The 26,819-nt window shown below is 66.0% G+C and carries 19 protein-coding genes and 2 rRNA genes; 8 read left to right on the top strand and 13 right to left on the bottom strand.

Going from position 1 to position 26,819, the window contains the following annotated elements; all coding sequences use genetic code 11:
• Positions 1–28: 28 nt before the first annotated feature.
• The gene (locus tag CVM50_RS11020; protein WP_085889315.1) at positions 29–1,525 is read left to right on the top strand and encodes an NAD-dependent succinate-semialdehyde dehydrogenase; all 1,497 of its coding nucleotides are present in this window, start codon (positions 29–31) and stop codon (positions 1,523–1,525) included.
• Positions 1,526–1,597: 72 nt separating this feature from the next.
• Here CVM50_RS11020 and CVM50_RS11015 read toward each other — a convergent pair whose 3' ends face one another.
• Both CVM50_RS11015 and pdxA read right to left on the bottom strand, forming a co-directional pair.
• Entirely contained in the window at positions 1,598–2,479 is an 882-nt protein-coding gene (locus CVM50_RS11015; protein WP_085889314.1) for a dihydrodipicolinate synthase family protein, read from the bottom strand.
• Complete coding sequence (gene pdxA, locus CVM50_RS11010; RefSeq protein WP_085889313.1) at positions 2,476–3,459, bottom strand: 4-hydroxythreonine-4-phosphate dehydrogenase PdxA; 984 nt, start codon at positions 3,457–3,459, stop codon at positions 2,476–2,478. The genes CVM50_RS11015 and pdxA overlap by 4 nt, the downstream gene beginning before the upstream one ends.
• Positions 3,460–3,588: 129 nt before the next feature.
• Between pdxA and CVM50_RS11005 the strand changes: the two genes are divergently transcribed.
• Positions 3,589–4,665 carry a four-carbon acid sugar kinase family protein gene (locus CVM50_RS11005; RefSeq protein WP_157792172.1) on the top strand — a complete coding sequence of 359 codons (1,077 nt, stop codon included), beginning with the start codon at positions 3,589–3,591 and terminating at the stop codon, positions 4,663–4,665.
• A gap of 21 nt (positions 4,666–4,686) precedes the next feature.
• Positions 4,687–5,430 (top strand): FadR/GntR family transcriptional regulator, encoded by a 744-nt coding sequence (locus CVM50_RS11000; protein ID WP_085889311.1) that lies wholly within the window; start codon positions 4,687–4,689, stop codon positions 5,428–5,430.
• 68 nt (positions 5,431–5,498) lie between these two features.
• On the opposite strand, the gene CVM50_RS10995 is transcribed toward CVM50_RS11000, so the two are convergent.
• Positions 5,499–6,620, bottom strand: a complete 1,122-nt coding sequence (locus CVM50_RS10995; RefSeq protein ID WP_085889310.1) for an iron-containing alcohol dehydrogenase — start codon at positions 6,618–6,620, stop codon at positions 5,499–5,501.
• Between the two features lie 3 nt (positions 6,621–6,623).
• A complete protein-coding gene (locus tag CVM50_RS10990; RefSeq protein WP_085889309.1) occupies positions 6,624–7,811 on the bottom strand; it encodes a sialidase family protein in 1,188 nt (395 codons plus the stop codon).
• Between the two features lie 315 nt (positions 7,812–8,126).
• Between CVM50_RS10990 and CVM50_RS10985 the strand changes: the two genes are divergently transcribed.
• The 5 genes from CVM50_RS10985 to CVM50_RS10965 all read left to right on the top strand — a co-directional run bounded on the left by CVM50_RS10985 (position 8,127) and on the right by CVM50_RS10965 (position 14,336).
• Entirely contained in the window at positions 8,127–9,623 is a 1,497-nt protein-coding gene (locus CVM50_RS10985) for an ABC transporter substrate-binding protein (RefSeq protein WP_085889308.1), read from the top strand.
• A 104-nt stretch (positions 9,624–9,727) separates the two neighbouring features.
• Positions 9,728–10,642 (top strand): ABC transporter permease, encoded by a 915-nt coding sequence (locus tag CVM50_RS10980; RefSeq protein ID WP_085889307.1) that lies wholly within the window; start codon positions 9,728–9,730, stop codon positions 10,640–10,642.
• Between the two features lie 9 nt (positions 10,643–10,651).
• Positions 10,652–11,626, top strand: coding sequence for an ABC transporter permease (locus CVM50_RS10975; RefSeq protein ID WP_085889306.1), 975 nt, complete (start codon positions 10,652–10,654; stop codon positions 11,624–11,626).
• A complete protein-coding gene (locus CVM50_RS10970; RefSeq protein ID WP_085889305.1) occupies positions 11,619–13,241 on the top strand; it encodes an ABC transporter ATP-binding protein in 1,623 nt (540 codons plus the stop codon). Before CVM50_RS10975 ends, CVM50_RS10970 begins: the two co-directional genes overlap by 8 nt.
• A gap of 57 nt (positions 13,242–13,298) precedes the next feature.
• The gene (locus tag CVM50_RS10965) at positions 13,299–14,336 is read left to right on the top strand and encodes a DUF475 domain-containing protein (protein WP_085889304.1); all 1,038 of its coding nucleotides are present in this window, start codon (positions 13,299–13,301) and stop codon (positions 14,334–14,336) included.
• A 16-nt stretch (positions 14,337–14,352) separates the two neighbouring features.
• Here the strand turns inward: CVM50_RS10965 and CVM50_RS10960 are convergent, their stop codons facing one another.
• The 9 genes from CVM50_RS10960 to CVM50_RS10920 all read right to left on the bottom strand — a co-directional run bounded on the left by CVM50_RS10960 (position 14,353) and on the right by CVM50_RS10920 (position 26,704).
• Complete coding sequence (locus CVM50_RS10960; protein WP_085889303.1) at positions 14,353–15,744, bottom strand: 3'-5' exonuclease; 1,392 nt, start codon at positions 15,742–15,744, stop codon at positions 14,353–14,355.
• A gap of 9 nt (positions 15,745–15,753) precedes the next feature.
• On the bottom strand, positions 15,754–16,269 hold the full coding sequence (locus CVM50_RS10955; RefSeq protein ID WP_085889302.1) for a hypothetical protein: 516 nt from the start codon (positions 16,267–16,269) through the stop codon (positions 15,754–15,756).
• Between the two features lie 18 nt (positions 16,270–16,287).
• Complete coding sequence (locus tag CVM50_RS10950; protein ID WP_085889301.1) at positions 16,288–18,102, bottom strand: DUF294 nucleotidyltransferase-like domain-containing protein; 1,815 nt, start codon at positions 18,100–18,102, stop codon at positions 16,288–16,290.
• Positions 18,103–18,178: 76 nt separating this feature from the next.
• Entirely contained in the window at positions 18,179–19,963 is a 1,785-nt protein-coding gene (locus tag CVM50_RS10945; RefSeq protein ID WP_085889300.1) for a sodium:solute symporter family protein, read from the bottom strand.
• A gap of 6 nt (positions 19,964–19,969) precedes the next feature.
• Positions 19,970–20,248 (bottom strand): DUF4212 domain-containing protein, encoded by a 279-nt coding sequence (locus CVM50_RS10940; protein ID WP_085889299.1) that lies wholly within the window; start codon positions 20,246–20,248, stop codon positions 19,970–19,972.
• Positions 20,249–20,325: 77 nt separating this feature from the next.
• The gene (locus tag CVM50_RS10935) at positions 20,326–21,018 is read right to left on the bottom strand and encodes an adenylate kinase (protein WP_085889497.1); all 693 of its coding nucleotides are present in this window, start codon (positions 21,016–21,018) and stop codon (positions 20,326–20,328) included.
• A gap of 21 nt (positions 21,019–21,039) precedes the next feature.
• Positions 21,040–23,004, bottom strand: a complete 1,965-nt coding sequence (acs, locus tag CVM50_RS10930) for an acetate--CoA ligase (RefSeq protein ID WP_085889298.1) — start codon at positions 23,002–23,004, stop codon at positions 21,040–21,042.
• Positions 23,005–23,679: 675 nt separating this feature from the next.
• Positions 23,680–23,794 (bottom strand): 5S ribosomal RNA (gene rrf, locus CVM50_RS10925).
• A 77-nt stretch (positions 23,795–23,871) separates the two neighbouring features.
• Positions 23,872–26,704: ribosomal RNA gene (locus CVM50_RS10920) — 23S ribosomal RNA — on the bottom strand.
• Positions 26,705–26,819: the final 115 nt, after the last annotated feature.

Below are 26,819 nucleotides of genomic sequence, written 5' to 3'. Positions count from 1 at the left end.
ATGGGGACAGACATCCCCGGAGGTTCCCATGCCCGACACCCGCCACGCCCCCTATTTCGCCCCGCTGCAATCGCGCCTGGCCGACCCGCGGCTGATGCGCGGTTTTTCCTACATCGATGGGCGCTGGCTGTCCGGGGACCGCGGCGCCAGCTTCGCGGTCAGCGATCCGGCCACCGGCGCCCGTCTGGGCGAAGTGGCCGCCCTCTCGGCTGCCGAAAGCGCCGCAGCGGTGGATGCCGCCGACCGCGCCTTCCCCGCCTGGGCCGCCCTGTTGCCGCAGGAACGCGCCACGATCCTGCGCCGCTGGTACGACCTGATCACCGAGAACGCCGAGGACCTGGCCCTGATCATGGTCATGGAACAGGGCAAACCCCTGTCCGAGGCGCGCGGCGAGATCCGCTATGGGGCCGGTTTCGTCGAATACTACGCCGAGGCCGCCCGCCGCCCCGACGTGGAAGGCGTCACGCCGCATCTGCCGGGCACCGAGATGAAGGTCACTCGCGAACCGCTGGGCGTCGCCGCCCTTATCACGCCGTGGAACTTCCCCTCCGCCATGCTGACCCGCAAGGCCGCCGCTGCCCTGGCCGCCGGCTGCACCGTTGTCGCGCACCCCAGCCACGAAACCCCCTACTCCGCCCTGGCCCTGGCCGAGCTGGCGGAACGCGCGGGCCTGCCCGCCGGGGTCTTCAACGTCGTCACCGGCCAGCCCGAAGAGGTGACCGAGCCCTGGCTGGAGGACGCCCGCGTGCGCGCCATCTCCTTCACCGGCTCGACCCGGGTGGGCAAGCTCCTTTACCGCCGCTCTGCCGACACGGTGAAACGTCTGGTGATGGAACTGGGCGGCCATGCGCCCGCGCTGGTCTTTGCCGACACCGATCTTGACCAGGTGATCCCGAAAATGGTGGACGCGAAATTCGCCACCTCCGGGCAGGACTGCCTGGCCGCCAACCGCATCTACGTGGAACGTCCGATCTACGACGCCTTCTGCGCCCGATTCGCCGAAGCCACCGCGCGGCTGACCACCGGCCCCGGCCACGAGGACCCGGACATCGGCCCGCTGATCAACGAAGGCGCCGTGGCCAAGCAGGAAGAACAGGTGGCCGACGCCCTGGCGCGCGGCGCCCGCCTGCTGACCGGCGGCGCGCGCGATCCGCAGGGGCCGCTGTTCTACCAACCCACGGTGCTGGTCGACGTGCCCGAGGGCGCACAGATCCTGAGCGAGGAAACCTTCGGCCCCGTCGCCGCCATCCTGCCCTTCGATACCGAGGTCGAGGCGCTGGCGCGCGCCAATGACAGCGACTACGGGCTGGTGGCCTACCTGCACACCCGCGATCCGGGGCGCATTTCCCGCCTGACGCGCGGCCTTCAGGCCGGGATGGTGGCCGTGAACCGCACCTCGATTACCGGCGCGCCGATCCCCTTCGGCGGGGTGAAGCAATCGGGGCTGGGCCGCGAAGGCTCCCGCCACGGGATGGAGGCCTTTACCGAGCTGAAATACGTCTGCGCCGACACGCTGGAGGGCTGATCGCCACCGCGAGAGACCAAAAACGCCCCGGCGCGCAGGCACCGGGGCGTTTTGCTGTGGCGGGGATGGTGCTTACAGGTCGAAGGCCACCAGCACCTCTTCGATGGCGCGATCCGTTTCCGGGTCGGGCAGCAGCGCGGGCTGACGCGAGGCGCCGACCGATGGATCGCGCAGGTACAGCGCGCGCTTCACCAGCGCGGGCGGATAGCCCAGCTTGTACAGCGCCACGCGGAAATCGCCGAAGGTCTTCTGCGCCTCGGCCGCGCCCGCCTCGTCGCCCGCGTTGACGCAGGAGACGATCCGCGCCAGCACCTCGGGCATGACGTTCCCGAGGCCGGAAATGCAGCCCTTCGCGCCGTTGGTCAGCGCCCAGTGCACCAGGTGGTCGGGGCCGGAATAGACGTCGAACCCGGGCACGGCGCGGCCCACGGCCAGATAGGCCTCCAGCGTGTCCTGAGCCCCGCCGGAATCCTTGATACCCGCGATATTGCCATGGGCGGCAAGGGTTCGCGCCGTGGCGGGCTCGATATGGTTCTGGGTGCGCGCCGGGATGTCATAGAGGTAGACGGGCGTTTGCACCGCATCTGCGACGGTGGTGAAGTGCCGGATCAGCCCGTCCTGGGTGCAGGCGATGAAGAAGGGCGTGATGACGGCGATGCCGTCGACGCCGATCCGGTCGAATTCCTTCGCCAGAAGGATGGTCTCATAGGTGGCGGGCATGCCAGCGTTGACGATGACCTTTGCTTTGCCGCCGACCTCATCCACCACCTCACCGCACAGGCGCACCTTTTCGTCGAAGGTCAGGGCGGAGAAATCACCGTTGGTGCCCGCGCACATGATGTTGTTGCCGGCGGCCACCTGGCGCCGCACCTGGGCGCGAGTGGCGCCATAGTTGATCGTCTCGTCGTCATGGAAACAGGTGACGAGCGCGACGAAGGCTTCCTTGTCACTCATGCGGCGGCCTCCTTTTTCGCAGCGGCCATGCGGGCGGCATAGTCCAGCGCACAGAGCATGTTGGCATGGTTCGCGCGGCCGGTGCCGGCGATGTCGAAGGCCGTGCCATGGTCGACCGAGCAACGGTCGATGGGCAGGCCGAGAGAGACGTTCACGGCGGTGTCGAAGGCCACCAGCTTGATCGGGATATGGCCCTGGTCGTGGTACTGGGCGATCACCAGGTCGAAGGCACCCTGGTAGGCACGGTGATAGACGGTATCGGCGGAAATCGGGCCCTGCACGTCGATGCCTTCGGCCTGGGCCGCGGCGACGGCGGGGGCGACCTGATCGTCATCCTCGGTGCCGAAAAGACCGTTTTCGCCGCAATGGGGATTGATGCCCGCCACGGCGATGCGCGGCGCGGGATTGCCCATGCGGATCAGGTGCCTATGCCCGGTACGGATGGTCTCCAGCACCCGCGCGGTGGTGGCGCGGGTGATCGCATCGCGCAGCGCCACATGGGTCGAGACATGCACGACGCTCAGGCGCTCCGACGACAGCAGCATCCAGGACGAGGCCGAGCCGGTCAGATGCGCCAGCATCCCCGTGTGCCCGTCGTAATGGTGCCCGGCGGCATTCAGCGCCTCCTTGTTGATCGGTGCGGTGACGATACAGGCCGCCTCGCCGCCCAGAGCGCGCTGCACGGCCCGTTCGATATAGCGGAAGGAGGCCTCGCCGCAGGCAGGCGACAGCACGCCGAATTCCCCCGGCAGCCCTTCCACGGGAACATGATCCACGCGAATGCCGTCTCCGGAGGCATCGGGCGCCAGGATCGGCAGGTCGATACCCAGCACCTTCGCCGCCCGCTCCATCGTGTCTCGGTCGCCGATGACATGGGTTTCGGCGCGCAGGGCGGCATCCCGATCAGCCAGCGCCCGCAGGGTGACCTCTGCGCCGACGCCCGAGGGGTCCCCCATGGTGATCACGATCTTTTCGCTCATCCTACTCCTCCGTCGGCAGCGATCTCGGCTCTCTTTAACCTATGGGTAAATAGGTATCAATGATTACCGCCTTCAGCCGCAATTTTTCAGGCAAACCATTATGAAAATGATGGAAATGAGAGGGCCAGATTGATTATATCAGTTTACAACATGCGGGAGGGTGGCCTGATGCGCGCCAAGGTACTGATCATCGCGGACGACCTGACAGGGGCGCTTGATTCCGCTGTCGGCTTTGCCGCGCCCGGACGTCGGGTCATGGTCGCCCGCAGCCCCGAGGACGTGGCGGAGACCTGGGCGACCCGGCCCGACGTGCTGGCCGTCAATACCTCCAGCCGGGAGATCAGCGCCAAGGCCGCCGCCGCGCGCGTGACCCACGCTCTGGAGGCACTCTCGCCCGACGACTTCGACGTGGTGATGAAGAAGGTGGACAGCCGACTGAAGGGCAACCCGGCCGCCGAAACCGCCGCGCTGGCCCGCTGGGCCGGGCGCGCCCGGCAGGTCGCCTGCCCCGCCATTCCGGAGATGGACCGCCGCGTCGAAGGCGGCGCATTGGTCGGCGCCGGCGTGGCGGATCCGATTCCCGTCGCCAGCCGCTTCGACGATCCGGTCGAAGTGCCCGAGATCGGCAGCGATGCCGAGCTGGACAGGCTCATCACGGACGCCCCGGACAGCCCCCTCTGGATCGGGGCGCGCGGGCTGTCCTTTGCCCTGGCGCGGCAGCTGGGCGTGACGGCGCCGCCCGACACAGGGCTGGCCGCGCCGGTGATGATCGCAAACGGGTCCCGCGACCCGGTGACCCTGACGCAGATCGCTGCCCTGCCTGAGAACCTGACCCGCATTGAGGCCCCCGATGGCACAACCTCCGACGCCGTACCAACACCCGGCCAACCGCTGGCCCTGACGATCACCGACGGCGGCGGCGCCCTGCCCGGGGCCGAGGCCGCCCGCCGCTTTGCCGAGACAATCGCACGCACGGCCCGGGCCGCGCGACCCGCCGCCCTGGTGATCTGCGGCGGCGAAAGCGCGCAGGCAGCACTGGACCGGCTGTCGGTAACCAGTTTACAAATCATCGCCGAGCTGCGGCCCGGCCTGCCCCTGTGCCGCATCGACACCGCGTGGGGGCCGGTGGATATCGTCACGAAATCAGGCGGCTTCGGCGCGCCGGGCCTTCTGGCCGAGATCGTGACCACCGCCGGAACGCGCTGACAGGCAGGAAGGAACAGGACGATGGACCAGCACAACAATTCCCCGCAGGATGGCGGCCCGGCCCGCGGCGGGCGCACCTCCCTGTCGGAGAAAGTCTACACCTCGCTGAAACAGCGGATCTCGCGCGGGGACTACGGCGCCAACGAAAAGCTGCCGGCGGAAAAGGACCTGTCGGTGCAATACGGCGTGTCGCGCCCGGTTCTGCGCGCGGCCCTGGAACAGCTGCGCGGCGAGGGGCTGATCGTGTCGCGCCAGGGGGCCGGCAACTTCGTCCGGGTGAAACGCGAGGCCGCCCTTGGCTACACGCCCGTGGAAACCATCGCCGACATCCAGCGCTGCTACGAGTTCCGCCTGACGGTGGAAGTCGACGCCGCGGGCCTAGCCGCGCAGCGTCGCAACCAGGCCGTGCTGGACGAGATGCTGGAGGCGCTGGATCTGCTGTCGGACGCCACGGGATCGCGCCTGCACCGCGAAGACGCGGATTTCGCCTTTCACCTGGCGATCGCCCGCGCCACCAACAACCAGTATTACGCCGAAACCCTGAAGGCCCTGCGCGACCACATCTACGTCGGCATGAAGATGCACGGCGATGCCCTGATGTCCGACGGGGCGGCGGCGCTGGAACACGTGCTGGGCGAACACCGCGCGATCTTCGAGGCGATCCGCGACGGCGAGGCGGAGACCGCCCGCGCCGTCATGCGCGCCCATGTCACCCATTCGCGCGAACGGCTGTTCGGCGGCGGGATGCTCGACCTCTCCATGTGACGACCTGAACGCAAATGCGGCGCCCCTTTCGGGACGCCGCCTGCCGCGACGCGCGCTCCGTCACCCTGTCAGAAAGCGTCGCGGTAGATCCCGTGAACGTCCGCCACGCTCATGTCGCGGGGGTTGTTGTCCATCAGGCGGCGGATGGCATGGGCCTCTTCCGCGAAAAGCCCCAGGTCGCCTTCGGCCGCGCCATGCTGCGACAGGCGCATCTCGATGCCCAGATCACGGCAGAAACCGACGGCGGCCTCCTTCAGCGTCTCAACCGATCCGGCCTGACCCAGACCGAGAGCCCTGGCCACCTCCTGCGTCTTCTCGGGCGCCACCGGCTGGTTGAAGGCCAGCACATGCGGGAAGATGATCGCGTTGGCCAACCCGTGCGGCAGCGACAGCCGGGTGCCCAGCGGGTAGGACAGCGCATGTCCGGCGGCAGTATTCACCGGGCCGAGGCAGATACCACCGTAGTAGGAAGCCAGCATCATCCCCGCCCGCGCCTCGCTGTCGCGACCATCCTCGACCGCGCGCTTCAGGTACTTGCCCACCAGGTTGATCCCCATGCGCGCGTAGCCGTCGATCAGGTCGTGGGACTTGATGTTGGTGAAGGCCTCCACGCAATGCGCCATGGCGTCGACGCCAGTGGCGGCAGTGACCGCAGGCGGCACGGAATAGGTCAGTTCGGGGTCCAGCACCGCGAGGTCGGCGATCATGTGCGGGCTTTCCACGGCCAGCTTCGACTTGGTCTCGGGATCCGTCACCAGCGCACGGATGCCCGCCTCGGACCCGGTGCCGGCGGTGGTGGCCACCTGGATCAGCGGCACGCGACGGCCCGCCACCTTGTTCGGCCCCACCACGTCGCGCAGGGTCTGGTCGCCATCCCACAGCACTGCGACCAGCTTCGCGATGTCGAGGACAGACCCGCCGCCCAGCCCCACCATAAGGTCGGGGCCGAAGGCGCGGGCGCGCTCCAGCACCGCCTCGAGGGCGGGCAGATCAGGCTCGGGCGGTACGTCGTCGATGACCAGCACCTCACCCGACAGGCCCAGCCGGTCGACATATTGCGCGGTCGGGCCGCTGGCGATGACCAGCGGGCGGACGGCCCGGACGGCCTCGCCCACCTTGGCCGCAGCCCCCACGCCGATTTCAAGCCGGCGGGGCTGATGAATGGTGATCAGGCGATCCATGGAAGACATGGCTCACTCCTTTCCGGCAAGCTGTTGGACAAGATCGGCAACCGTTTCGGGCGCCAGGCGCACGTGCCGGATCGCCCGGCGATAAAGGGTATAGGCGATGTCGAGCCCGCCATCGGCGCGGGGCAGGATCACCGGGTAGGACAGCTCCTTGTTCTTTCCGTCCAGGGAGTTGTTGCTGAGGCAGGTGCCCTCGCTGTCCTCCACGACATAGCGAACCGGGAAGGTCCGCCCGCCGTCAGCGGACAGGCACAGGGCCAGCGGCGCGCGCTCGACGCCCCAGATCGGCTCACAGCCCTCGACCGCCTCGGGGCGATCATCCTGCTCCTCCAGCTCATCATATAGGGAGGCGCGGCGTGCGCCGGACTGCGCGGCGGAGGTCGGGTTGCAGACCATGGCCAGGACACCATCCGGCAAGGCCGCCACGCCGATGGAACTGTTATTGTTGGGCACGTCTGTCGGCGCCGGCGCGGACCAGCTGCGCCCGCCGTCATGGCTTTCGGAGCGGTGCACGAAATCGGACTGGCGACGACGGTAGAAGGCCGCCATTTCGTCCCCGCCGAGGGAGACGGGCGTCATGTGCACGGCACCGGGCGAGTCGGGCACCTCCTCAACCTGCCAAGTCTGGCCGCCCTCCCGGCTGATGCCGATGGCAGCGGTATCGAAGGCCCCGGTCCAGCGGATGCCCGGGCGCGGGTTGCAGCGGAAGAGCGGCAGCACCCAGGCGCCATCGTCGCGCACAAAGGGGCGCGCGCGGATGAAGGTCCCGGGCGGCAGACCGGTATCGCGCGCCGCGCCGGATGCCAGCCGATCGCCCTCGCGCCGCAGCGGGCGCAGGTAGACCCGCGATTCATCCTGATTGCCCGCCGGCTGCGCCGTGTTGAACAGCCAAAGGCCCCCGTCGGGCGCGGCGAAGATCACCGGGTTCTGCTCCGACCTGTCCGGATCCTCGGTCAGCCGTGCAGCGGGCCCCCAGCGGTCCGCCCCCTCCTCCAGCAGGCAGGCATAGGCGGAAATGTCGGACTTGCCTTCCAGCGTGCCGCCGAACCAGGCGCAGGCCAGGGATCCGTCGGGCAGTCGGGCCAGGAAGGCCGCGTGATTCTGCACTGTCTCGGCGGGCAGGATAGCCCATTGCCCATCGGGCCGCGCGCCCAGCGCGCCGTCCATCCTGCTGGCGATCTCCTCCGGCGTCATGCCAGACCTCCTCCCTCAATTCGTCAGGTGACAAGTGAGCAGATCGGCACACAAGTTGTCAAGTTGTGAAATGATTTTGACAACAACGGGCCCAAACACCGGTAACAAGGCAACGAATTAAACTCATATAAATAGTAGCTTATAGTGATTTTGGAGCCTGACACGCATTGAGGTTTGACAAGGCTTTCCAACTTTACCAATATCCAGAGTCGCAGAGGCCGCGGGAGGCGGTCTTGCCGCGGTTCGCCCGACGGCACGCATCAAGGGGCCGGGACGCGCCCCGCAGGAGAGGCCACCGGCCTCAGGGAGGAAGAAATGAAGAGAACCATTTTCATGGCAGGGGCCATGCTGGCGACCACCGCGCTCAGCCCTGCCTTTGCACAGGACGCGGGCGTGACCATCGTTCTGGGCGAGGAACCGGACCTGGTCGAACCCTGCATGGCGACCCGCTCCAACATCGGGCGCATCGTGCTGGGCAACATCAGCGAAACCCTGACCGAGCTGGACGTGCGCGGTGACGAGGGCCTGAAACCCCGCCTGGCCGAAAGCTGGGAGATGGTGGGTGACGACACCTGGCGCTTCCACCTGCGCGAGGGCGTGACCTTCTCCGACGGCAGCGCCTTCGACGCCGAGGACGTGAAGCATTCCTTCGAACGCGCCCAGAGCGACCAGATCACCTGCGAGATCTCGCGCTACTACGAAGGCATCGAGATCACGCCGGAGGTGGTCGACGAGCACACCATCGACTTCACCACCGATCCCGCGCAGCCGATCCTGCCGCTGCTGATGACGCTGCTGACCATCGTGCCGTCCGAGACCCCGATCGAGTTCACCCGCGAACCCGTGGGCACCGGCCCCTATGTCCTGTCCGACTGGGCGCCGGGGCAGAGCATCACCCTGGAACGCCGCGACGACTACTGGGGCGAGGCCCCCGAGGTGGCATCCGCCAACTACGTCTTCCGCGCCGATCCGTCTGTGCGCGCGGCGATGATCGCCACGGGCGAGGCCGACATTGCGCCCTCGATCTCGGCCATCGACGCTACCACCGAGATGGACATGTCCTACCCCAACTCGGAAACCACCTACCTGCGGATCGACCAATCCATGGCGCCGCTGGATGATGTCCGGGTGCGCGAGGCGCTGAACATCGCCATCGACCGCGAGGCCTTCGTCGGCACCATCCTGGCCGAGGGCACCGAACTGGCCACGGCGCTGAACGTGCCGACCACCCTGGGCTGGAACCCCGACACCAAGGCCCGCCCCTACGACCCCGAGCGCGCCGCCGCGCTGCTGGAGGAAGCCAAGGCCGACGGCGTGCCGGTCGACACGGAAATCCTCCTGGTGGGCCGCACCGGCAACTTCCCCGGCGCCACCGAGACCTTCGAGGCGATCCAGTCCATGCTGTCGGACGTCGGGTTCAACATCCGCCTGCAGATGGTCGAAGTGGCCGAGCACGAACAGTACTACTCGAAACCCTACGTCGACACCCAGCCGGTCCTGGTGGGCGCACAGCACGACAACTCGCGCGGTGACCCGGTCTTCTCCATGTACTTCAAGTACCACTCCGACGGTCGCCAGTCGGGCATCTCCGACGCCCATGCAGACGAGCTGATCGAGAAGGCCACCGCCGCCACCGGCGAAGAGCGCGAGGCGCTGTGGTCCGAGCTCTTCGGCTACCTGCACGACGAGGTGATCGCGGATGTGCTGCTGTTCCACATGGTCGGCCATGCCCGCGTCGGTGACAGCGTGGACTTCACGCCCACCATCGCCACCAATAGCCAGCTGCAGCTGGCGGAAATCGGCCTGAACTGAGCCGGACAGGACAAGCGGCGCGCGGGTCCTCGTGACCCGCGCGTCCGCAGCTAACCTGACGACCCAAGACCCTGAAATCAAAGACCCCTGAGACGGAGAAGCCCATGAACGGGATGCTGGGAAAACGGGCCATTTCGAGCCTTGTCTCGCTGCTGGCACTGATCGTGCTGGTGTTCTTCCTCTCCCGCCTGACCGGCGACCCGGCGGCGCTATACCTGCCGGTCGACGCCTCTGAGGCGATGCGCGAGAACTTCCGCGAGATCCACGGGCTGAACGATCCCGTCATCGTGCAATTCGGTCGCTACCTGGGGGACCTGGTACAGCTCGACTTTGGCGAGAGCCTGCGCAAGGCGCGCCCCGCCATCGACGTGGTGCTGGAGGCCTTCGTCTGGACCCTGTGGCTGGCGCTGATCACCATGACCCTGGTGACGGTGGCCGCGATCATCGTCGGCTCCGTCGCGGCCTTCCACGTCGGTCGCCCCTTCGACCGTTTCGCCTCCGTCCTGTCGCTCATCGGCGCCTCGGCCCCGGATTTCTGGATCGCGATCATCGGCATCGTGGTCTTCTCGGTCAGCTTCGGCTGGTTGCCGACCTCGGGCACCGGCACGATCTGGCACTGGATCCTGCCGATCTCTGTCCTCTTCGTGCGCCCCTTCGGCCTGATCCTGCAGGTGGTGCGCGGCTCGATGATTACCGCGCTCGGCTCTCCCTACGTGAAAACCGCCCGCGCCAAGGGGGTGAAGAACCGCCCCGTGATCTTCGTCCACACCCTGCGCAACGCCATGCTGCCCGTCATCACCGTGATCGGCGACCAGGCGGCGGCGCTGCTGAACGGCGCCGTGGTGGTGGAGACGATCTTCGGCTTTCCGGGCGTCGGCAAGCTGATGATCGATTCGATCCTGCAGCGCGATTTCAACGTCATTCTGGCGGCCATCATGGTCACCGCCGTGGCCATCTTCATCATGAACATCCTGATCGACATCGCCTATGCGCTGCTCGATCCGCGGATCCGGACCTGAGGCGCGGACATGAGCAATTCCACGACCCATTCCACCGGCCCCACCGACCAGCAGGCCGTGACGCCCGAGGCCGCCGTGGCCGCCCCCGTTACCGGCGGTCCCTCCGGCCTGCGCCGCATCCTGCGGATGCTGGTGGCTGACAAGCTGGCGCTTCTGTCCGCCCTCTTCCTGGTGATCGTCATCCTCTGCGCGATTCTGGGGCCGTTGTTCCTGGCCGAGATGGCCTCGGACACCAACCTGCGCGCCCGCAACGCCCCCCCGTTCGAGCTGGAGCGCGGCTTTGCCTACATCCTTGGCGGCGACGCCCTGGGCCGGCCGCTGCTGGCGCGGATCGTGATGGCGGCGCGCAACACCATGCTGATCGCGGCCGGCGCCGTGGCCGGGTCCATGCTGATCGGCTCCACCCTGGGGCTGATCGCGGGCTATGCCGGGCGCTGGACCGGCGAGGTGATCATGCGTCTGGCCGATGTCATCATGTCCTTCCCCTCGCTGCTGCTGGCGGTCATCGTGCTCTACATGCTGGCACCCTCCATCGGGAACCTGGTGCTGGTGCTGGCGATCACCCGTATCCCGATCTACCTGCGCACCACCCGCGCCGAGGTGCTGGAGGTGCGCAAGCGGATGTTCGTGCAGGCCGCCACCGTCATGGGCGCCTCGCGCCGGCGGATCATCTTCCGCCACATCCTGCCGGTGATCCTGCCCACGTTGCTGACCATCGCCACGCTGGATTTCGCCTTCGTCATGCTGGCCGAAAGCGCGCTGTCCTTCCTCGGCATCGGCATCCAGGCGCCCGAGATCACCTGGGGCCTGATGGTCAGCCAGGGCCGCGCCTACCTGACCAACGCCTGGTGGCTGGCCTTCTGGCCCGGCCTGGCGATCATCCTGACCACCATGTCGCTGAACCTGCTGTCCAGCTGGATGCGCGTCGCCCTGAACCCCACGCAGCGCTGGCGACTGGAGATCGGAGGGAAGAAGAATGACTGATCACCTTCTGGAGGTCCGCGACCTTTCGGTCCAGTTCCACACGGCACAGGGCATCGTGCGCGCGGTCAACGGCATTTCCTGGCACCTCGACCGGGGCGAGACCCTGGCGATCCTGGGCGAAAGCGGCAGCGGCAAGTCCGTCTCGGCCTCCGCCATCATGAACCTGATCGACATGCCCCCCGGTGAGATTACCAGCGGCGAGATCCTGTTCGAGGGGCGCGACCTGCTGAAGGCCAGCGATGAGGAGCGGCGGCGGCTGAACGGCAAGCGGATCTCGATGATCTTTCAGGATCCTCTGGGCCACCTGAACCCGGTCTATCCGGTGGGCTGGCAGATCGCTGAAACCGCCATGGCCCATGGGCGCGGCAAGGCCGAGGCCTATGACCGCGCGCTGGCGCTGATGGAACGGGTGGGCATCCCCGACGCGCGCGCCTCGATGGGCAAGTACCCGCACCAGTTCTCCGGCGGGCAACGCCAGCGCCTGATGATCGCCATGGCCCTGGCCCTGAAACCCGACATCCTGATCGCGGATGAACCGACCACCGCGCTGGACGTCACCGTTCAGGCCGAGGTGCTGTCGCTGCTGGAGGAGCTGCAGGAAGAGACCGGCATGGGCCTTCTGCTGATCACCCACGACCTGGGCGTCGTGGCCGAGGCCGCCGACCGCGCCGTGGTGATGGAAGGCGGTCTGGTGGTGGAAACCGGCACCCCACGCGAGCTTTATCACAACGCCACCCATCCCTATACGCGCAAGCTCTTGGCCGCCGCGCCGGGCAAGGGCGCCATGCGCGAACCGGAGGACGGCCCGGAGGCGATCCTGGAGGTCCGGGACCTGAAGAAAGACTACGGCGGCTTCGAGGCCCTGAAGGGCGTCAGCTTCGACATGCACGCGGGCGAGACCCTTGCGGTGGTGGGCGAAAGCGGCTCGGGCAAGTCGACGATCGCGCGGCTCGTGCTGCGGCTGGAGGAGGCTAGCAGCGGCACGGCCCGCTGGAAGGGCGAGGACCTGCTGACCAAGTCGCCCCGCCAGATGGGCAAGCTGCGCCGGCAGTTGCAGATGGTCTTCCAGGATCCGACGCAATCGCTGAACCCGCATATGTCGGTCTTCCAGATCATTTCCGAGGCCTGGGTGATCCATCCCGACATCCTGCCCAAGGCGCGCTGGCCCGAACGGGTGGCGGAGTTGCTGGACCAGGTGGGCCTGAGCCCGGAGCACGCGAAACGCTATCCACACCAGTTCTCGGGCGGGCAGCGTCAACGGATCGCCATCGCCCGCGCCCTGGCGCTGGAGCCTGATCTGATCATCTGCGACGAGGCTGTTTCGGCGCTGGACGTGTCGATCCAGGCGCAGGTGATCGACCTGCTGGGCAAGCTGCGGGACGAGTTGGGCATCGCGTTTCTGTTCATCGCCCATGACCTGCCAGTGGTGCGCGACTTCGCGGACCGGGTGCTGGTCATGCAGCGCGGCGAAATCGTCGAACAGGGCTCCGTGCGGCAGATCTTCGAGCAGCCCTGCGCCCCCTACACGCAACGCCTGCTGGCCGCCGGCCTGGACAGTGACCCGGACGTGCAGGCCGACCGCCGCGCCGCCCGCCTGGCCCTGGCCGGCAACTGACCGCTCCACGGTCGCGCCACTGGTCGCGCCGCGTGACACCCGACGAGAGGATCTCCCATGGCAACCGCATTCCACTATTTCAAATGGGCCTTCCTGGTCACCATCCTCGGCCTGGCCGGCAGTTTCTGGCTGGGCTGGCGCTATGACGGCACCCTGGGCGCGGCGCTGTCCTTCCTGCTGATCGGGTCCGTTCTGGCGGTGCTGGAAATCTCGCTGTCCTTCGACAATGCCATCGTCAACGCCAACAAGCTGAAGACGATGACCCCGGTCTGGCGGCAACGCTTCCTGACCTGGGGGATCCTGATCGCGGTCTTCGGGATGCGTATCGTCTTTCCCCTGGCCATCGTCGCTATCGCGGCCAAGGTCGGCCCCATCGAGGCGCTGCGCCTGGCCGCCAGCGAGCCGAAGGAATACGCCCGCATCATGGAGGACAGCCACCTGTCCATCGCGGCCTTCGGCGGCGCCTTCCTGGCCATGGTCGCCCTGTCCTTCTTCATGGACGAGGCGAAGGAGGTCGACTGGATCCACCGGATCGAGAAACGCCTGCGGTCCATGGGCACGATCAAGGGGGTGACCTACGGCATCGTCCTGGTCGTCGTGCTGGGCTTTGCCATGCAGCTTGGCACCGCCGAACAGGCCACCTTCCTGAAATCCGCCGTGCTGGGGCTGGTGGTCTTCATGTGCGTGGAAACCCTGGCCCATGTGCTGGACGCCGAGGACGAGATCCAGAGCGCCGCGCGCGCCGGGGGCCTGGGGGCCTTCCTCTACCTCGAGGTTCTGGATGCGTCCTTCAGCTTCGACGGGGTGATCGGGGCCTTCGCCCTGACCAACAACCTGTTCCTGATCGCCATCGGGCTGGGCATCGGCGCCATGTACGTGCGGTCGATGACCATCATGCTGGTGGAAAAACAGACCCTGAACCAGTTCCGCTTCCTCGAACACGGGGCCTTCTATTCGATCCTGGCGCTGGCGGTCATCATGTTCGCGCAAAGCATCGTGCATATCCCCGAGGTGCTGACGGGCCTGCTGGGTGCGGCGATCATCGCACTGTCCTTCATCTCCTCCCTGCGGTTCAACCGGCATCAGCACGGCTGAGGCGAGGCCCTTGGCGTCAGTCGGGGTTGAGATCCGGCAGGAGCCGGCCATGCGCCTTTTGCACCGCGATCAGCTCTCCCAGCGTGGTCTGGCCGCGCGCGGCAAACAGGCGGCACATCTTCAGGAAGACCTGCGCGGTCGCCTGGGCATCGCCCAGGGCGCTGTGACGCAGGGTCTCGGGGAAGGGCACGTCGAGCCGCTCGGCCAGGGCCTCCAGCGTCAGGGGCTTGTCGCTGCCCAGAAGTTCCGCGCCCAGCAGGACGGTATCCAGCACCGGATGATCCAGGCGGGCGCCGGTGGCACGGGCATGCTGGCCGAGGAACGCCATGTCGAAGGGCGCGTTATGCGCGACCAGCACGGCGCCCTCGGCAAAATCCAGGAACCGCCGCCCAGCCTCGGCCATGGGCGGCGCGCCGGCCACCATGGCATCGGTGATCCCGTGGATCCGGGTCGAGGCTTCGGGGATCGGGCAGCCCGGGTCGACAAAGCTGTCGAAGGTTTCCGCCGGGATCAACCGTGATCCGATGGCACGCACCGCGCCGATCTGCACCACCGCATCGCGGGCGGGCAGCAGGCCTGTTGTCTCGGTGTCAAAGATCACGAATGTCAGGTCGGCCAGGTCGGCATCGCGCATGGGCCCGGCCACGCGGGCGGGCAGAGAGAAATCATAGGCCAGAGGGCGTTCCGCCACATGGGCGCTGCCCGCATCCAGCGTCAGCAGGCAGCCCGCGCCGGGGGCCATGCGGCGGATCTCACCTTCCTGCACCGCGTGGCCGTCGGCGCTGGCCAGCCGGATCGGCGCGCTCTGGCCCGGCTCCAGGCCCGCCAGCACCCGCTCCACCTCCGCCATGTCGAACCAGTGCGACAGGGGCTGGCCAAGGCCGGGCGGGCGCCGCGCCTCCAGCAGTCGGGCGGCCTGCCCGTCGTAGAGCAGCAGGCGACCGGCATCATCCAGCAGGATCACCGCCAGCGGGATCTCCGACAGCAGCGCCGTCAGCCGCTCGCGCTCGCCGCGCAGGTGCTGGGCCTCGCCGGCCAGGTCCTCCACCGCCGATATTGCCCCCTCGCCCAACTGCCGGCTGAGCGCACTGGCCGCCGGGCCCAGGTCGCCCAGGTAGCGGGCCTGCGCCGTGTCGATGCCCCCGGTGCCCGCATGCGCCCGCAGGCGCATGTCCGTGGCCAGTCCCTGGATCGGGCGGGCCAGGTTTTCATCGAAGAGATACCAGACCCCGGCGACCAGCCCGGCGATGGAAAACCCCGCCGCCAGCCCGGCGGTGACATAGCCCTGCGGCCCGCCGTCGCCGTGGCGGTAGCCCGCCCAGAGGCCGAGAGCGAGCAGCGCCAGCGCCCCCAGCCCGAGACCGAGGAAGAACAGCGCGATGCGCAGGCGCAGGCCGAGCCGATCCATCCCCTGCCCCTATATCGCGCAGGTGGCGGCGACGACCGGGTCCGCCGCCCCCACCTCGCGAAAGGTGGCGCCGGCCAGCGCCTCATCGGCAAGCCGCATCTCGCTTCCCAGGTCGGCCCGGCGGCCGCCGGCGCAATCCACCGCCACGCGCTGCGCGCGCGTCGGCTGCCACCGGGCGAAGGCGTAGATGTCGATCACCCGCAGCGGCGCCTCGCCCTCGACCTCCCGCAGGGAGCCCGTGTCGACGGCGATGAAGCGTGAGGTGAAGGGCGCCACCAGCGTCCAGGGTCGCCAGAGCGCGCTTTCCTCGGCGGTTACTGCCACCTCCACCCCGTCAGGCAGGCCATTGGCGGTACGCGGATACCAGTCGTATTCGTTGAAGATCGCCATGGCGATCATCGCCGCCCCCGCGACCACTGGCATCAGCCAGCGCGGCAAGCGCCCGCCGGTCACCTTGTTCAGGATCAGCGCGATCCCGGCCCCGGCAAAGCCCGCCACGATCACGGCGATCATCTCGAAAAACATCTTTAGTCCCCCTCGGCCCTAGCTGACCGTAGCACGGCCCTGGCCGATGGCCGATTGCATTGTGCGCACCACCACGAAGGCGTCGCGCAGGTGCGCGCGTTCGAAATCCGACAGCTCGGACGGCACCAGGTAGTTGTCGGGCGCCTGGCCGTCGCGGATCTGCCGCGCCTGGTGGCGCAGCCGGGTCTCGGCGATCAGGTCGTAGGCGTCCAGCAGATCCCGCGCGCCGGAGGCAGAGACCGGCCCGCCCGCCGCGCTTTCGATCCGGGCCCGGGTGTTCACCGGCTCCAGCCGCCCCATCAACGCGTAGAGCCGGGCCAGGTCCACCACCGGCACCACGCCCGACATTTTCAGGTCGACGCTGTCCTTGTGATCGCCCGACCGGATCCGCGCGATGGAGCGGAAGAGGCCCAGAGGCGGCTGGTGCTTCAGCGAGTTGGCGATCATGTGCGCCACGAAGATCGAGTTCTTCGATGCCGCCTCCAGCGTGTCGCGGTGCAACGCCTCGTAGAGGGCCGTCTCCCCCCGGATCGGGCGCAGGTCGAACATGACCGAGGCCAGCATCTGCGCCTCGGGCACGGGTCGGTCGATCCAGCACTGGAAATAGCTGCGCCAGACCGACAGCGGCTGCCGCCAGCGCGGGTTGGAGGCCATCATCTCGCCGGGGCAGAAGACATAGCCGGCGGCGTTCAGCCCCTCGGTGACCTGCGCGGCCAGGGCATCGAAATAGGGCAGGTCAGCCTCGCGCGCGGCGTCATCGAGGATCAGGCAATTGTCCTGGTCCGAGACGCCCGCCTGCTCCATCCGCCCCTGGCTGCCGCAGGCCAGCCAGAGGTAGGGCACGGGCGGCGGGCCGAGGGCCTCTTCGGCCAGCACCAGCAGGCGGCGGGTGGCGGCGTCGGCCACATCGGTGATCAACCGGGTGATCACGTCGTGGCGGTTCCCGGCGCCGGTCAGTTGCAGCAGCATCGCGGGGATGCGGGCGGTGGCGGCGGCGATCTGCTCGACCCCCTCGGCCTCGGCGATGGACGAAATCAGCCAGCCCGAGGTCACCGCCTGTTGCCGCATCAGGTCGGTGCGGGTGACGATGCCCAGAAGGCGCCCCGCTTCGACCACCGGCACATGGCCGATGCGGCGTTCCATGATCAGGTGCAGAACATCCGTTCCCAGGGCCGAGGGCGGCAGGGTCAGAGGATCGGGCGTCATCACCTGCGCCACGGGGGTGGTTGGGGGCAGGCCCCGGCCCAGCACCCGGCCCGACAGGTCGCGGATGGTGACGATGCCTGTCAGCCGATCGCCTTTGGTGACCAGCAGGCAGGAAATGCCCGCCTCCTGCATCATCCGGGCGGCTTCGGTCGCGGGGGTGTCGGGGGCGCAGGTCAGCGGCCCGCGCGTCATCAGGTCCGCGAGGCGGGCGGCGGCCAGCGCCGCAGGGCGTTCCGGCGCGCGTCGCGCCTCGCCCCGTTCGAAGAAGCGGGCGACGGCGGGTTCGGCCTGGCGCAGAGCGTGGAAGTCGTCGGCGGGCAGCAGCAGCAGCTTGCAGCCGGTGCGCGCCACGGCGGTCGTGGCCGCGATCCCGTCGCGCATCAGCCCGCGTTCACCGAAGGAGTTGCCGGTCTTCAGCCGCGACAGCTCGGCGCCTGCCGCGTCGCGGATCGCCACCTCGCCGCCGCGGATGATGAAGAGGCCAGGGGCGGGGATGCCACGGGTATAGATCACCTCGCCGGGCGCCAGGTCGCGCGCCTCAAAGCGGGCAGCGACATCCGACAGGGCGGCGGGGGTCAGCGTGGAATAGGGATGCAGGCCGGAGAGGAAACTGGCGATGCTGTCCATCTGGCGTCTCTCGATCTGGCCTTGGGTCTGAAGGGCAGAGGGCCGCGCGTGGCGGCCCCCTGCGGGAGGTAGAGTATCAGTGATCGGCGGCTGCCGCACCTGCGCCGCGCGGGATGCGGACGCTTTCCACCAGATCCTCGATCCGCGCGGGGATCGGCGTGGTGGTTTTCGACACCGCGAAGGCCACCGCGAAGTTCACCAGTGCGCCGACTGCCCCGAAGGAGGTCGACTTGATCCCGAACAGCAGCGGTTCGGCATCGGTGAAGCTGTTGGTGCCCGGGATGAAGAACCAGCCCTTGTGCAGGAAGATGTAGAGCAGGGTCAGAAGCAGACCTGCCAGCATCCCGGCCACGGCGCCCTTGTTGTTCACCTTGGTGAAGATGCCCATCATCAGCACCGGGAAGATCGAGCTGGCCGCCAGGCCGAAGGCCAGCGCCACGGTCTGCGCCGCGAAACCGGGCGGGTTCAGACCCAGCCAGGTCGCCACCGCGATGGCCACGGCCATGGCGATCCGGGCCGACAGCAGTTCACCCTTCTCAGAGATGTTGGGGGTCAACTGCCCCTTCATCAGGTCGTGGGACACCGCCGAGGAGATGGCCAGCAGAAGACCTGCCGCCGTTGACAGCGCCGCCGCAAGGCCACCCGCCGCGATCAGGCCGATCACCCAGCTGGGCAGGTTGGCGATCTCGGGGTTGGCGAGCACCAGGATGTCGCGGTTGAAGTTGTTCAGTTCGTTGCCTTCCCAGCCTTCGGCCGCCGCGCGCTCCTGCATGTCAGGGCTTGCGTCGTTGTAGTACTGGATCAGCCCGTCACCGTTCAGGTCCTCCCAGCCCAGCATGCCGGTCTGTTGCCAGGTGGCCATCCAGTCGTAGGCCGGGTCGGTTTCGATCTGTTCCAGCGACACGGCCTGGGCGTCGGTGCCATTGGGCCAGAACTGCTGCGTGATGTTCAGCCGCGCCATGGCGCCCACGGCCGGGGCCGTCAGGTACAGCAGCGCGATGAAGACCAGCGCCCAGCCGGCGGACCAGCGGGCATCGGCCACGCGGGGCACGGTGAAGAAGCGCATGATCACATGCGGCAGACCGGCGGTGCCGATCATCAGCGACAGGGTGAACAGCACCAGGTTCAGCGTATCGCCGTCATGAGCGGTGTACTGGTTGAAGCCCAGCTCGGTCACGATCTGATCGAGCTTCTGCAGCAGCGGCTCACCGGAGGCCAGGTCAGTGCCGAAGAGGCCCAGGCCCGGGATCGGGTTGCCGGTCAGTTGCAGCGAGATGAAGATCGCCGGGATCGTATAGGCCAGGATCAGCACGATGTACTGGGCCACCTGGGTATAGGTCACCCCCTTCATGCCGCCGAAGACCGCATAGGCGAAGACGATCACGGCCCCGATCAGCAGGCCGGTGGTGTTGTCCACCTCCAGGAAGCGGCCGAAGGCCACGCCGACGCCGGTCATCTGGCCGATCACGTAGGTGACGGAACAGATGATGAGGCAAATCACCGCCACCAGGCGCGCGGTCGGGCTGTAGAAGCGATCGCCGATGAACTCGGACACTGTGAACTTGCCGAACTTGCGCAGGTAGGGCGCCAGCAGCAGCGCCAGCAGCACGTAGCCGCCGGTCCAGCCCATCAGATAGGCCGAGTTGTCATAGCCCACGAAGGCGATGAGGCCCGCCATGGACAGGAAAGAGGCCGCCGACATCCAGTCGGCCGCGGTGGCCATGCCGTTGGTGACAGGGTGCACCCCGCGCCCGGCGGCATAGAATTCCGACGTGGACCCGGCACGGGCCCAGATCGCGATGCCGATGTAGATGGCGAAGGACGCCCCCACGAACAGCAGGTTGATGGTAAACTGGTCCATGGCCTCTTACTCCTCCTCGACGCCGAATTCCCGGTCCAGCTTGTTCATCTTCCACGCGTAGAAGAAGATGATCGCCAGGAAGACCAGGATGGAGCCCTGCTGGGCGAACCAGAAGCCGAGGTCGGAGCCCCCGACCTGTATGCCCGAGATCAGCGGCCGCAGCAGGATGCCGAAGCCGAAGGACACGAGGGCCCAGATGATCAGGCTGATCTTGATGATGCGCACGTTTGCGGCCCAGTAGGCCTTGCCGTCCGACGCGCTGTCGCGTCCGGTTTCGGGTGACATTTCCCACCTCCTCCATTGGGTTAGTCGTTCTGAAATGACCCCGGCCCGCGCAAGCGCGGAACGGGGCCAGAAATAGCTCAGGCCGTCACGCGTTCCGCGATCCGGGCCATCTGGCGCGACACTTCGGCGATGTCCTGCATGGCATCGACCCGATCCAGCGCGCCGCGCGCCTCGTAATAGGCGACCAGGGGCGCGGTCTGGGCGTGGTAGGCCTCTAGCCGGGCGGCGACGGTCTCGGGGCGGTCATCGGCCCGGCGCACCATCTCGGTGCCGCCGCAGGCGTCGCAGACGCCCTCGGCCTTGGTCGGCTTGAACCGGTCGTGATAGCCCTCGCCGCAGTCTTTGCAGGTGAAACGGCCCGAGATCCGGTCGACCATGGCCGCGTCATCGACCTCCAGCGAGATGGCGGTATCAACCCGGGCGGCGCGCGCCGTCAGCAGGTCATCCAGCGCCCGGGCCTGACCGGTGGTGCGCGGGAAGCCATCCAGGATGACCCCCCGCGTCACGTCCGGCTGGCCCAGCCGGTCGGTCAGGATCGCCAGCACGATCTCGTCCGAGACGAGGCCGCCCGCATCCATCACCGCCTTGGCCGCCTGGCCGGCCTCGGTGCCGCGGGCCACCGCGTCGCGCAGCAGGTCGCCGGTCGACAGCTGCACCAGGCCGAAGCGTTTCTCCAGCAGCCGCGCCTGGGTGCCCTTGCCAGCCCCCGGAGGCCCCAGCAGGATCACCACGGCGGGGGCGTCGGGGGCGGGATGTGTCTGTCCGTCCATCATCTGTCCTGCCTCCGCCGCTCAGTCGCGGTTCTTGCGGTTTTCGATCAGGTCATCGACCACCGACGGATCGGCGAGGGTCGAGGTGTCGCCCAGAGCGCCGTAGTCGTTCTCGGCGATCTTGCGCAGGATGCGGCGCATGATCTTGCCGGACCGAGTCTTGGGCAGGCCCGGCGCCCATTGCACCAGGTCGGGACTGGCGATCGGGCCGATCTCGTTGCGGACCCAGGCTCGCAGCTCCTTCACCAGCTCGTCCGAGGGTTCCACGTCGTTCATCAGGGTCACGTAGCAGTAGATGCCTTGGCCCTTCACCGCGTGGGGGTAGCCCACCACGGCAGCCTCGGCGACCTTGTGGTGCGCGACCAGGGCCGACTCGACTTCCGCCGTGCCCATGCGGTGGCCGGAGACGTTGATCACGTCATCCACGCGGCCGGTGATCCACAGATCGCCATCCGCATCCGCGCGGCAGCCGTCGCCGGAGAAGTAGTGCCCCTTGTACTGCTGGAAGTAGGTCGCCTCGAACCGTTCGTGATCGCCCCAGACGGTGCGCATCTGGCCGGGCCAGCTGTCCTTCAGGGCCAGCACACCCTCGGCGGGGCGCTCGGTGATCTCCTCGCCCGTCGTGGCGTCCAGCACCACGGTCTGCACCCCGAAGAAGGGCTTCATGGCAGAGCCGGGCTTCGTCGCATGCGCGCCGGGGATCGGGGTCAGCAGGTGGCCGCCGGTCTCGGTCTGCCACCAGGTGTCGACGATGGGGCAACGGCCCTGGCCGACCTTCTCGTTGTACCAGTTCCAGGCCTCGGGGTTGATCGGCTCGCCCACGGTGCCCAGCAGGCGCAGGGAGGACAGGTCGCATTTCTCGACGAATTCATCCCCCTGCCCCATCAGGGCGCGCAGGGCGGTCGGGGCGGTGTAGAACTGGTTCACCTTGTGCTTTTCCACCACCTGCCAGAAGCGGCTGGCGTCGGGGTAGGTAGGCACGCCCTCGAACATCACCGTGGTCGCGCCGTTCGCCAGCGGCCCATAGACGATGTAGGTGTGTCCGGTGACCCAGCCCACATCAGCGGTGCACCAGTAGACGTCGCCCTCATGGTAGTCGAAGACCACCTCATGGGTGAGCGCCGCATAGGTCAGGTAGCCGCCGGAGGTGTGCACAACGCCCTTGGGTTTGCCGGTCGAGCCGGAGGTGTAGAGGATGAACAGCGGATCCTCGGCGTTCATCGGGCGCGGCGGGCAGTCGGGCGCCGCGTGCGACATGAGATAGTTCAGGTCCACGTCCCGCCCGTCGACCCAGCTGGTCTGGTCGCCGGTATGTTTCACCACGAGGCAGCGCACCTTGTCCGAGCAGTGCAGCAGCGCCGCATCGGTGTTGGATTTCAGCGCGGTGCGGCGACCGCCGCGGGGCGCGGTGTCGGCGGTGATGACGATCTTGGCGCCGCAGTCGTTGATGCGGTTGGCCAGAGCGTCGGGGCTGAAGCCCGCGAAGACGACCGAATGGATGGCGCCGATCCGGGCGCAGGCCAGCATGGCATAGGCGGCCTCGGGGATCATCGGCAGGTAGATCACCACCCGGTCGCCGCGCATGACGCCCTGGCTCAGCAGGACGTTGGCCATGCGGTTCACCTTGTCCGACAGCTCATTGTAGGTGATGTGCCGCGCCGGCGCCTCGGGGTCGTCGGGTTCGAACAGGATGGCGGTCTGGTCGCCACGGGTGGCCAGGTGCCGGTCGACGCAGTTCACGGCGACGTTCAGGAAGCCGTCCTCGAACCACTTGATGCTGACGCGGCCGAAATCGAAGCAGGTGTTCTTGATGGTCGTCGGGCGGGTGATCCAGTCCAAACGCTCGGCCTGTTCAGCCCAGAAGCCCTCGGGATCGGTGACGGAACGCTCGTACATCGCGTTGTAGGTGGCCAGATCGACATTGGCCTGGGCCACGAACTCTTCGGACGGCGGGACAACCCCGCTTGCGGGCATTGCGACGTTCATCGGGTCTCCTCCCTCTGCGTGTGGTCCGTATGCGGCGGCCTCCTCTTGGCGCAGACATACAGACGTCAACAAAGGGATAACGAACGGGAAAAGTTCTTTCTAGTGTTTTGTAAATGAAGGTTTTATCTGTAAATTTCTTTCCCGTATAGCCGGTTAACTTGTGAATCTATTGACAGACTCAACCGAAGTGCAGGCAGGTCAGGCGCTTAGCCTTCCGCAAGGACAGGAAAGCGCCCGTCTCTGCGCCCTCTCGCAGGCCGCGAGGCCGACAGATTGCCGCAAATCGGGCACCGAAAAATCGTGCACCGACGTATACCAACGGGAAAAGCCCAAAGCATTCAGGGCGCTAACATGCCGAAACACGCCTGAACCTAGGCTTGAAGTGATTCGCGCCAGACGGGAATTGTCGTCCCCCGCGCCTGGCCCAGAACGGCGGCACGGCGTTTGCCCACTTGTGGGATCCGATGCAACCGCGTGCTCTCTGCCAGCTGGGCCAGGAAAGTTCGGAGATGGATCGCAATATGGCCGTCCGGCGGCCTGGTCCTTTCCGGGTCGCTTGCGAGCGGCCTTTGCTGGGTTTTGGGGTCGGGTCGTGGGGAGGGGCCCGAACGACAAAACCCGCCGCCCTTTTTTGGGTCGGCGGGTTTTTGTTCATCGTGTTTGGATTTTTACTAGGTCTGGCGGCGACTTACTCTCCCACGACTTAAGCCGCAGTACCATCAGCGCGACGGCACTTAACTTCCGGGTTCGGAATGGGACCGGGTGTTTTGCTCGTGCTATGACCACCAGACCGAGGAAAAATCCAACTTGAGAGATATCAATCAGTCCGCGTCAGTGACTTCTGATCGTTCCTGATTTCTACTGGAACGGATCAAGCCTATCGGGCCATTAGTACCGGTCAACTGAACACATTGCTGTGCTTACATCTCCGGCCTATCGACGTGGTGGTCTACCACGGCCCTCAGGGATACCTTGTTTTGAGGGGGGCTTCCCGCTTAGATGCCTTCAGCGGTTATCCTTTCCGATCATAGCTACCCAGCACTGCTATTGGCATAACAACTGGTCCACCAGTGGATCGTTCACCCCGGTCCTCTCGTACTAGGGGCAACTCCTCTCAAGTATCCTACACCCACGGCAGATAGGGACCGAACTGTCTCACGACGTTCTAAACCCAGCTCACGTACCTCTTTAAACGGCGAACAGCCGTACCCTTGGGACCTGCTCCAGCCCCAGGATGAGATGAGCCGACATCGAGGTGCCAAACACTGCCGTCGATATGGACTCTTGGGCAGTATCAGCCTGTTATCCCCGGCGTACCTTTTATCCGTTGAGCGATGGCCCTTCCACTCGGGACCACCGGATCACTATGGCCGTCTTTCGACTCTGCTCGACTTGTCAGTCTCGCAGTCAGGCTGGCTTCTGCCATTGCACTCAACGAGCGATTTCCGACCGCTCTGAGCCAACCTTCGCGCGCCTCCGTTACGCTTTAGGAGGCGACCGCCCCAGTCAAACTACCCGCCACACAGGGTCCCGGAACCCGATAAGGGATCGCGGTTAGACATCAAGCAGAACAAGGGTGGTATCTCAAGGATGACTCCACAGGAACTGGCGTCCCTGCTTCGAAGTCTACCACCTATCCTGCACATGTTGTGCCTGATGCCAGTGTGAAGCTGTAGTAAAGGTGCACGGGGTCTTTCCGTCTAACCGCGGGAAGCCTGCATCTTGACAGGCAATTCAATTTCGCTGAGTCGATGTTGGAGACAGCGGGGAAGTCGTTACGCCATTCGTGCAGGTCGGAACTTACCCGACAAGGAATTTCGCTACCTTAGGACCGTTATAGTTACGGCCGCCGTTTACCTGGGCTTCAATTCGGAGCTTGCACCCCTCCTTTTAACCTTCAGGCACCGGGCAGGCGTCAGACCCTATACGTCGTCTTGCGACTTCGCAGAGCCCTGTGTTTTTAGTAAACAGTCGCCACCCCCTGGTTTGTGCCCCCGGATCCAAGTTGCCTTGAACCCGGGCCTCCTTCTCGCGAACTTACGGAGGTATTTTGCCGAGTTCCTTCAACATCGTTCTCTCAAGCGCCTTGGTATTCTCTACCAGTCCACCTGTGTCGGTTTAGGGTACGGTCTCATGTGGGGCTATTTCCTGGGACTGATTAGCGGCCCACCCAATCCGATAAGGGTGAACAACCTTCACAATCCGTCACATCCCACTGGCCCAGGAATATTAACCTGGTTCCCATCGCCTACGCCTTTCGGCCTCGGCTTAGGGGCCGGCTTACCCTGCTCAGATTAGCTTTAAGCAGGAACCCTTGGACTTTCGGCGAGAGTGTCTCTCACACTCTTTGTCGCTACTCATGTCATCATTCTCGCTAGTGATCTCTCCACCGGATCCCTCACAGGCCGGCTTCACAGAAAGCTTCGAGCCTTCAATACCTTCCGGAGAAGGTGAAGAAGGCATGAAGCTATGTCACACTACGCTCCGCTACCACTGCATACGCAGTCCTCAGCTTCGGCTCATGGCTTGAGCCCCGTTACATCTTCGCCGCAGGACAACTTGATTAGACCAGTGAGCTGTTACGCTATCTTTAAAGGATGGCTGCTTCTAAGCCAACCTCCTGGTTGTTTTGGTCGTCCCACCTGCTTTCCCACTTAGCCATGAATTGGGGGCCTTAGCTGGAGGTCAGGGTTGTTTCCCTCTCCACTACGGGCGTTAGCACCCGCAGTGTGTCTGCCATCTAGTACTCCCGGGTATTCGGAGTTTGGTTAGGATCAGTAAGCCTGTGGGGCCCCATTACCCATCCAGTGCTCTACCCCCCGGGGTATTCGGATGACGCTCTACCTAAATAGATTTCGCGGAGAACCAGCTATCTCCGAGTTTGATTGGCCTTTCACCCCTAGGCACAACTCATCCCGACCTTTTTCAACAGGTGTGGGTTCGGACCTCCAGTACGTGTTACCGTACCTTCATCCTGGTCATGCCTAGATCACTCGGTTTCGGGTCTGATCCCACGAACTCGACGCCCTATTAAGACTCGCTTTCGCTGCGCCTACACCTATCGGCTTAAGCTTGCTCGTGAGACCAAGTCGATGACCCATTATACAAAAGGTACGCCGTCAGCTCTCGAGGAGCCTCCGACTGATTGTAGGCGTTCGGTTTCAGGTACTGTTTCACTCCCCTCGTCGGGGTGCTTTTCACCTTTCCCTCACGGTACTGGTTCGCTATCGGTCAGCAAGGAGTACTTAGCCTTCGAAGGTGGTCCTCCGATCTTCAGACAGGATTTCACGTGTCCCGCCCTACTTAATACGTCCGATCATGCTTCCCATACGGGACTGTCACCCACTATGGTCTGTCTTTCCAAACAGTTCTGGTCACATTCACGGCTCGGCTGGTCCCCGTTCGCTCGCCGCTACTAGGGGAGTATCAATTGATGTCCTTTCCTCCGGGTACTTAGATGTTTCAGTTCCCCGGGTTTGCTCTTCAAACCCTATGTGTTCAGGTAAGAAGTACCTGGTTCAACAGGTTATAAATCACCGCTTGCGCGGCTATTATAACTTGCTGTCAGGTGGGTTGCCCCATTCGGAGATCCAGGGATCAAAGCCTATTCTCGGCTCCCCCTAGCTTATCGCAGAGTATCACGTCCTTCATCGCCTCTTGCTGCCAAGGCATCCACCAAACGCCCTTCTCGCGCTTGATCCGATCCAGAAGAAGACAGGAAACTGTCGCGACGCATTGTATCGTGCGGGCTGGTTCGTCCGCTGCGTCTCTGTTCTGGATCAGAAGTCATACATTTTCCCGCCTGGACCTACGTC

The organism is Pseudooceanicola marinus, assembly GCF_002786295.1.
Taxonomy (GTDB): Bacteria; Pseudomonadota; Alphaproteobacteria; order Rhodobacterales; family Rhodobacteraceae; genus Pseudooceanicola; species Pseudooceanicola marinus.
This window is presented reverse-complemented; position numbering and strand designations above follow the sequence as displayed.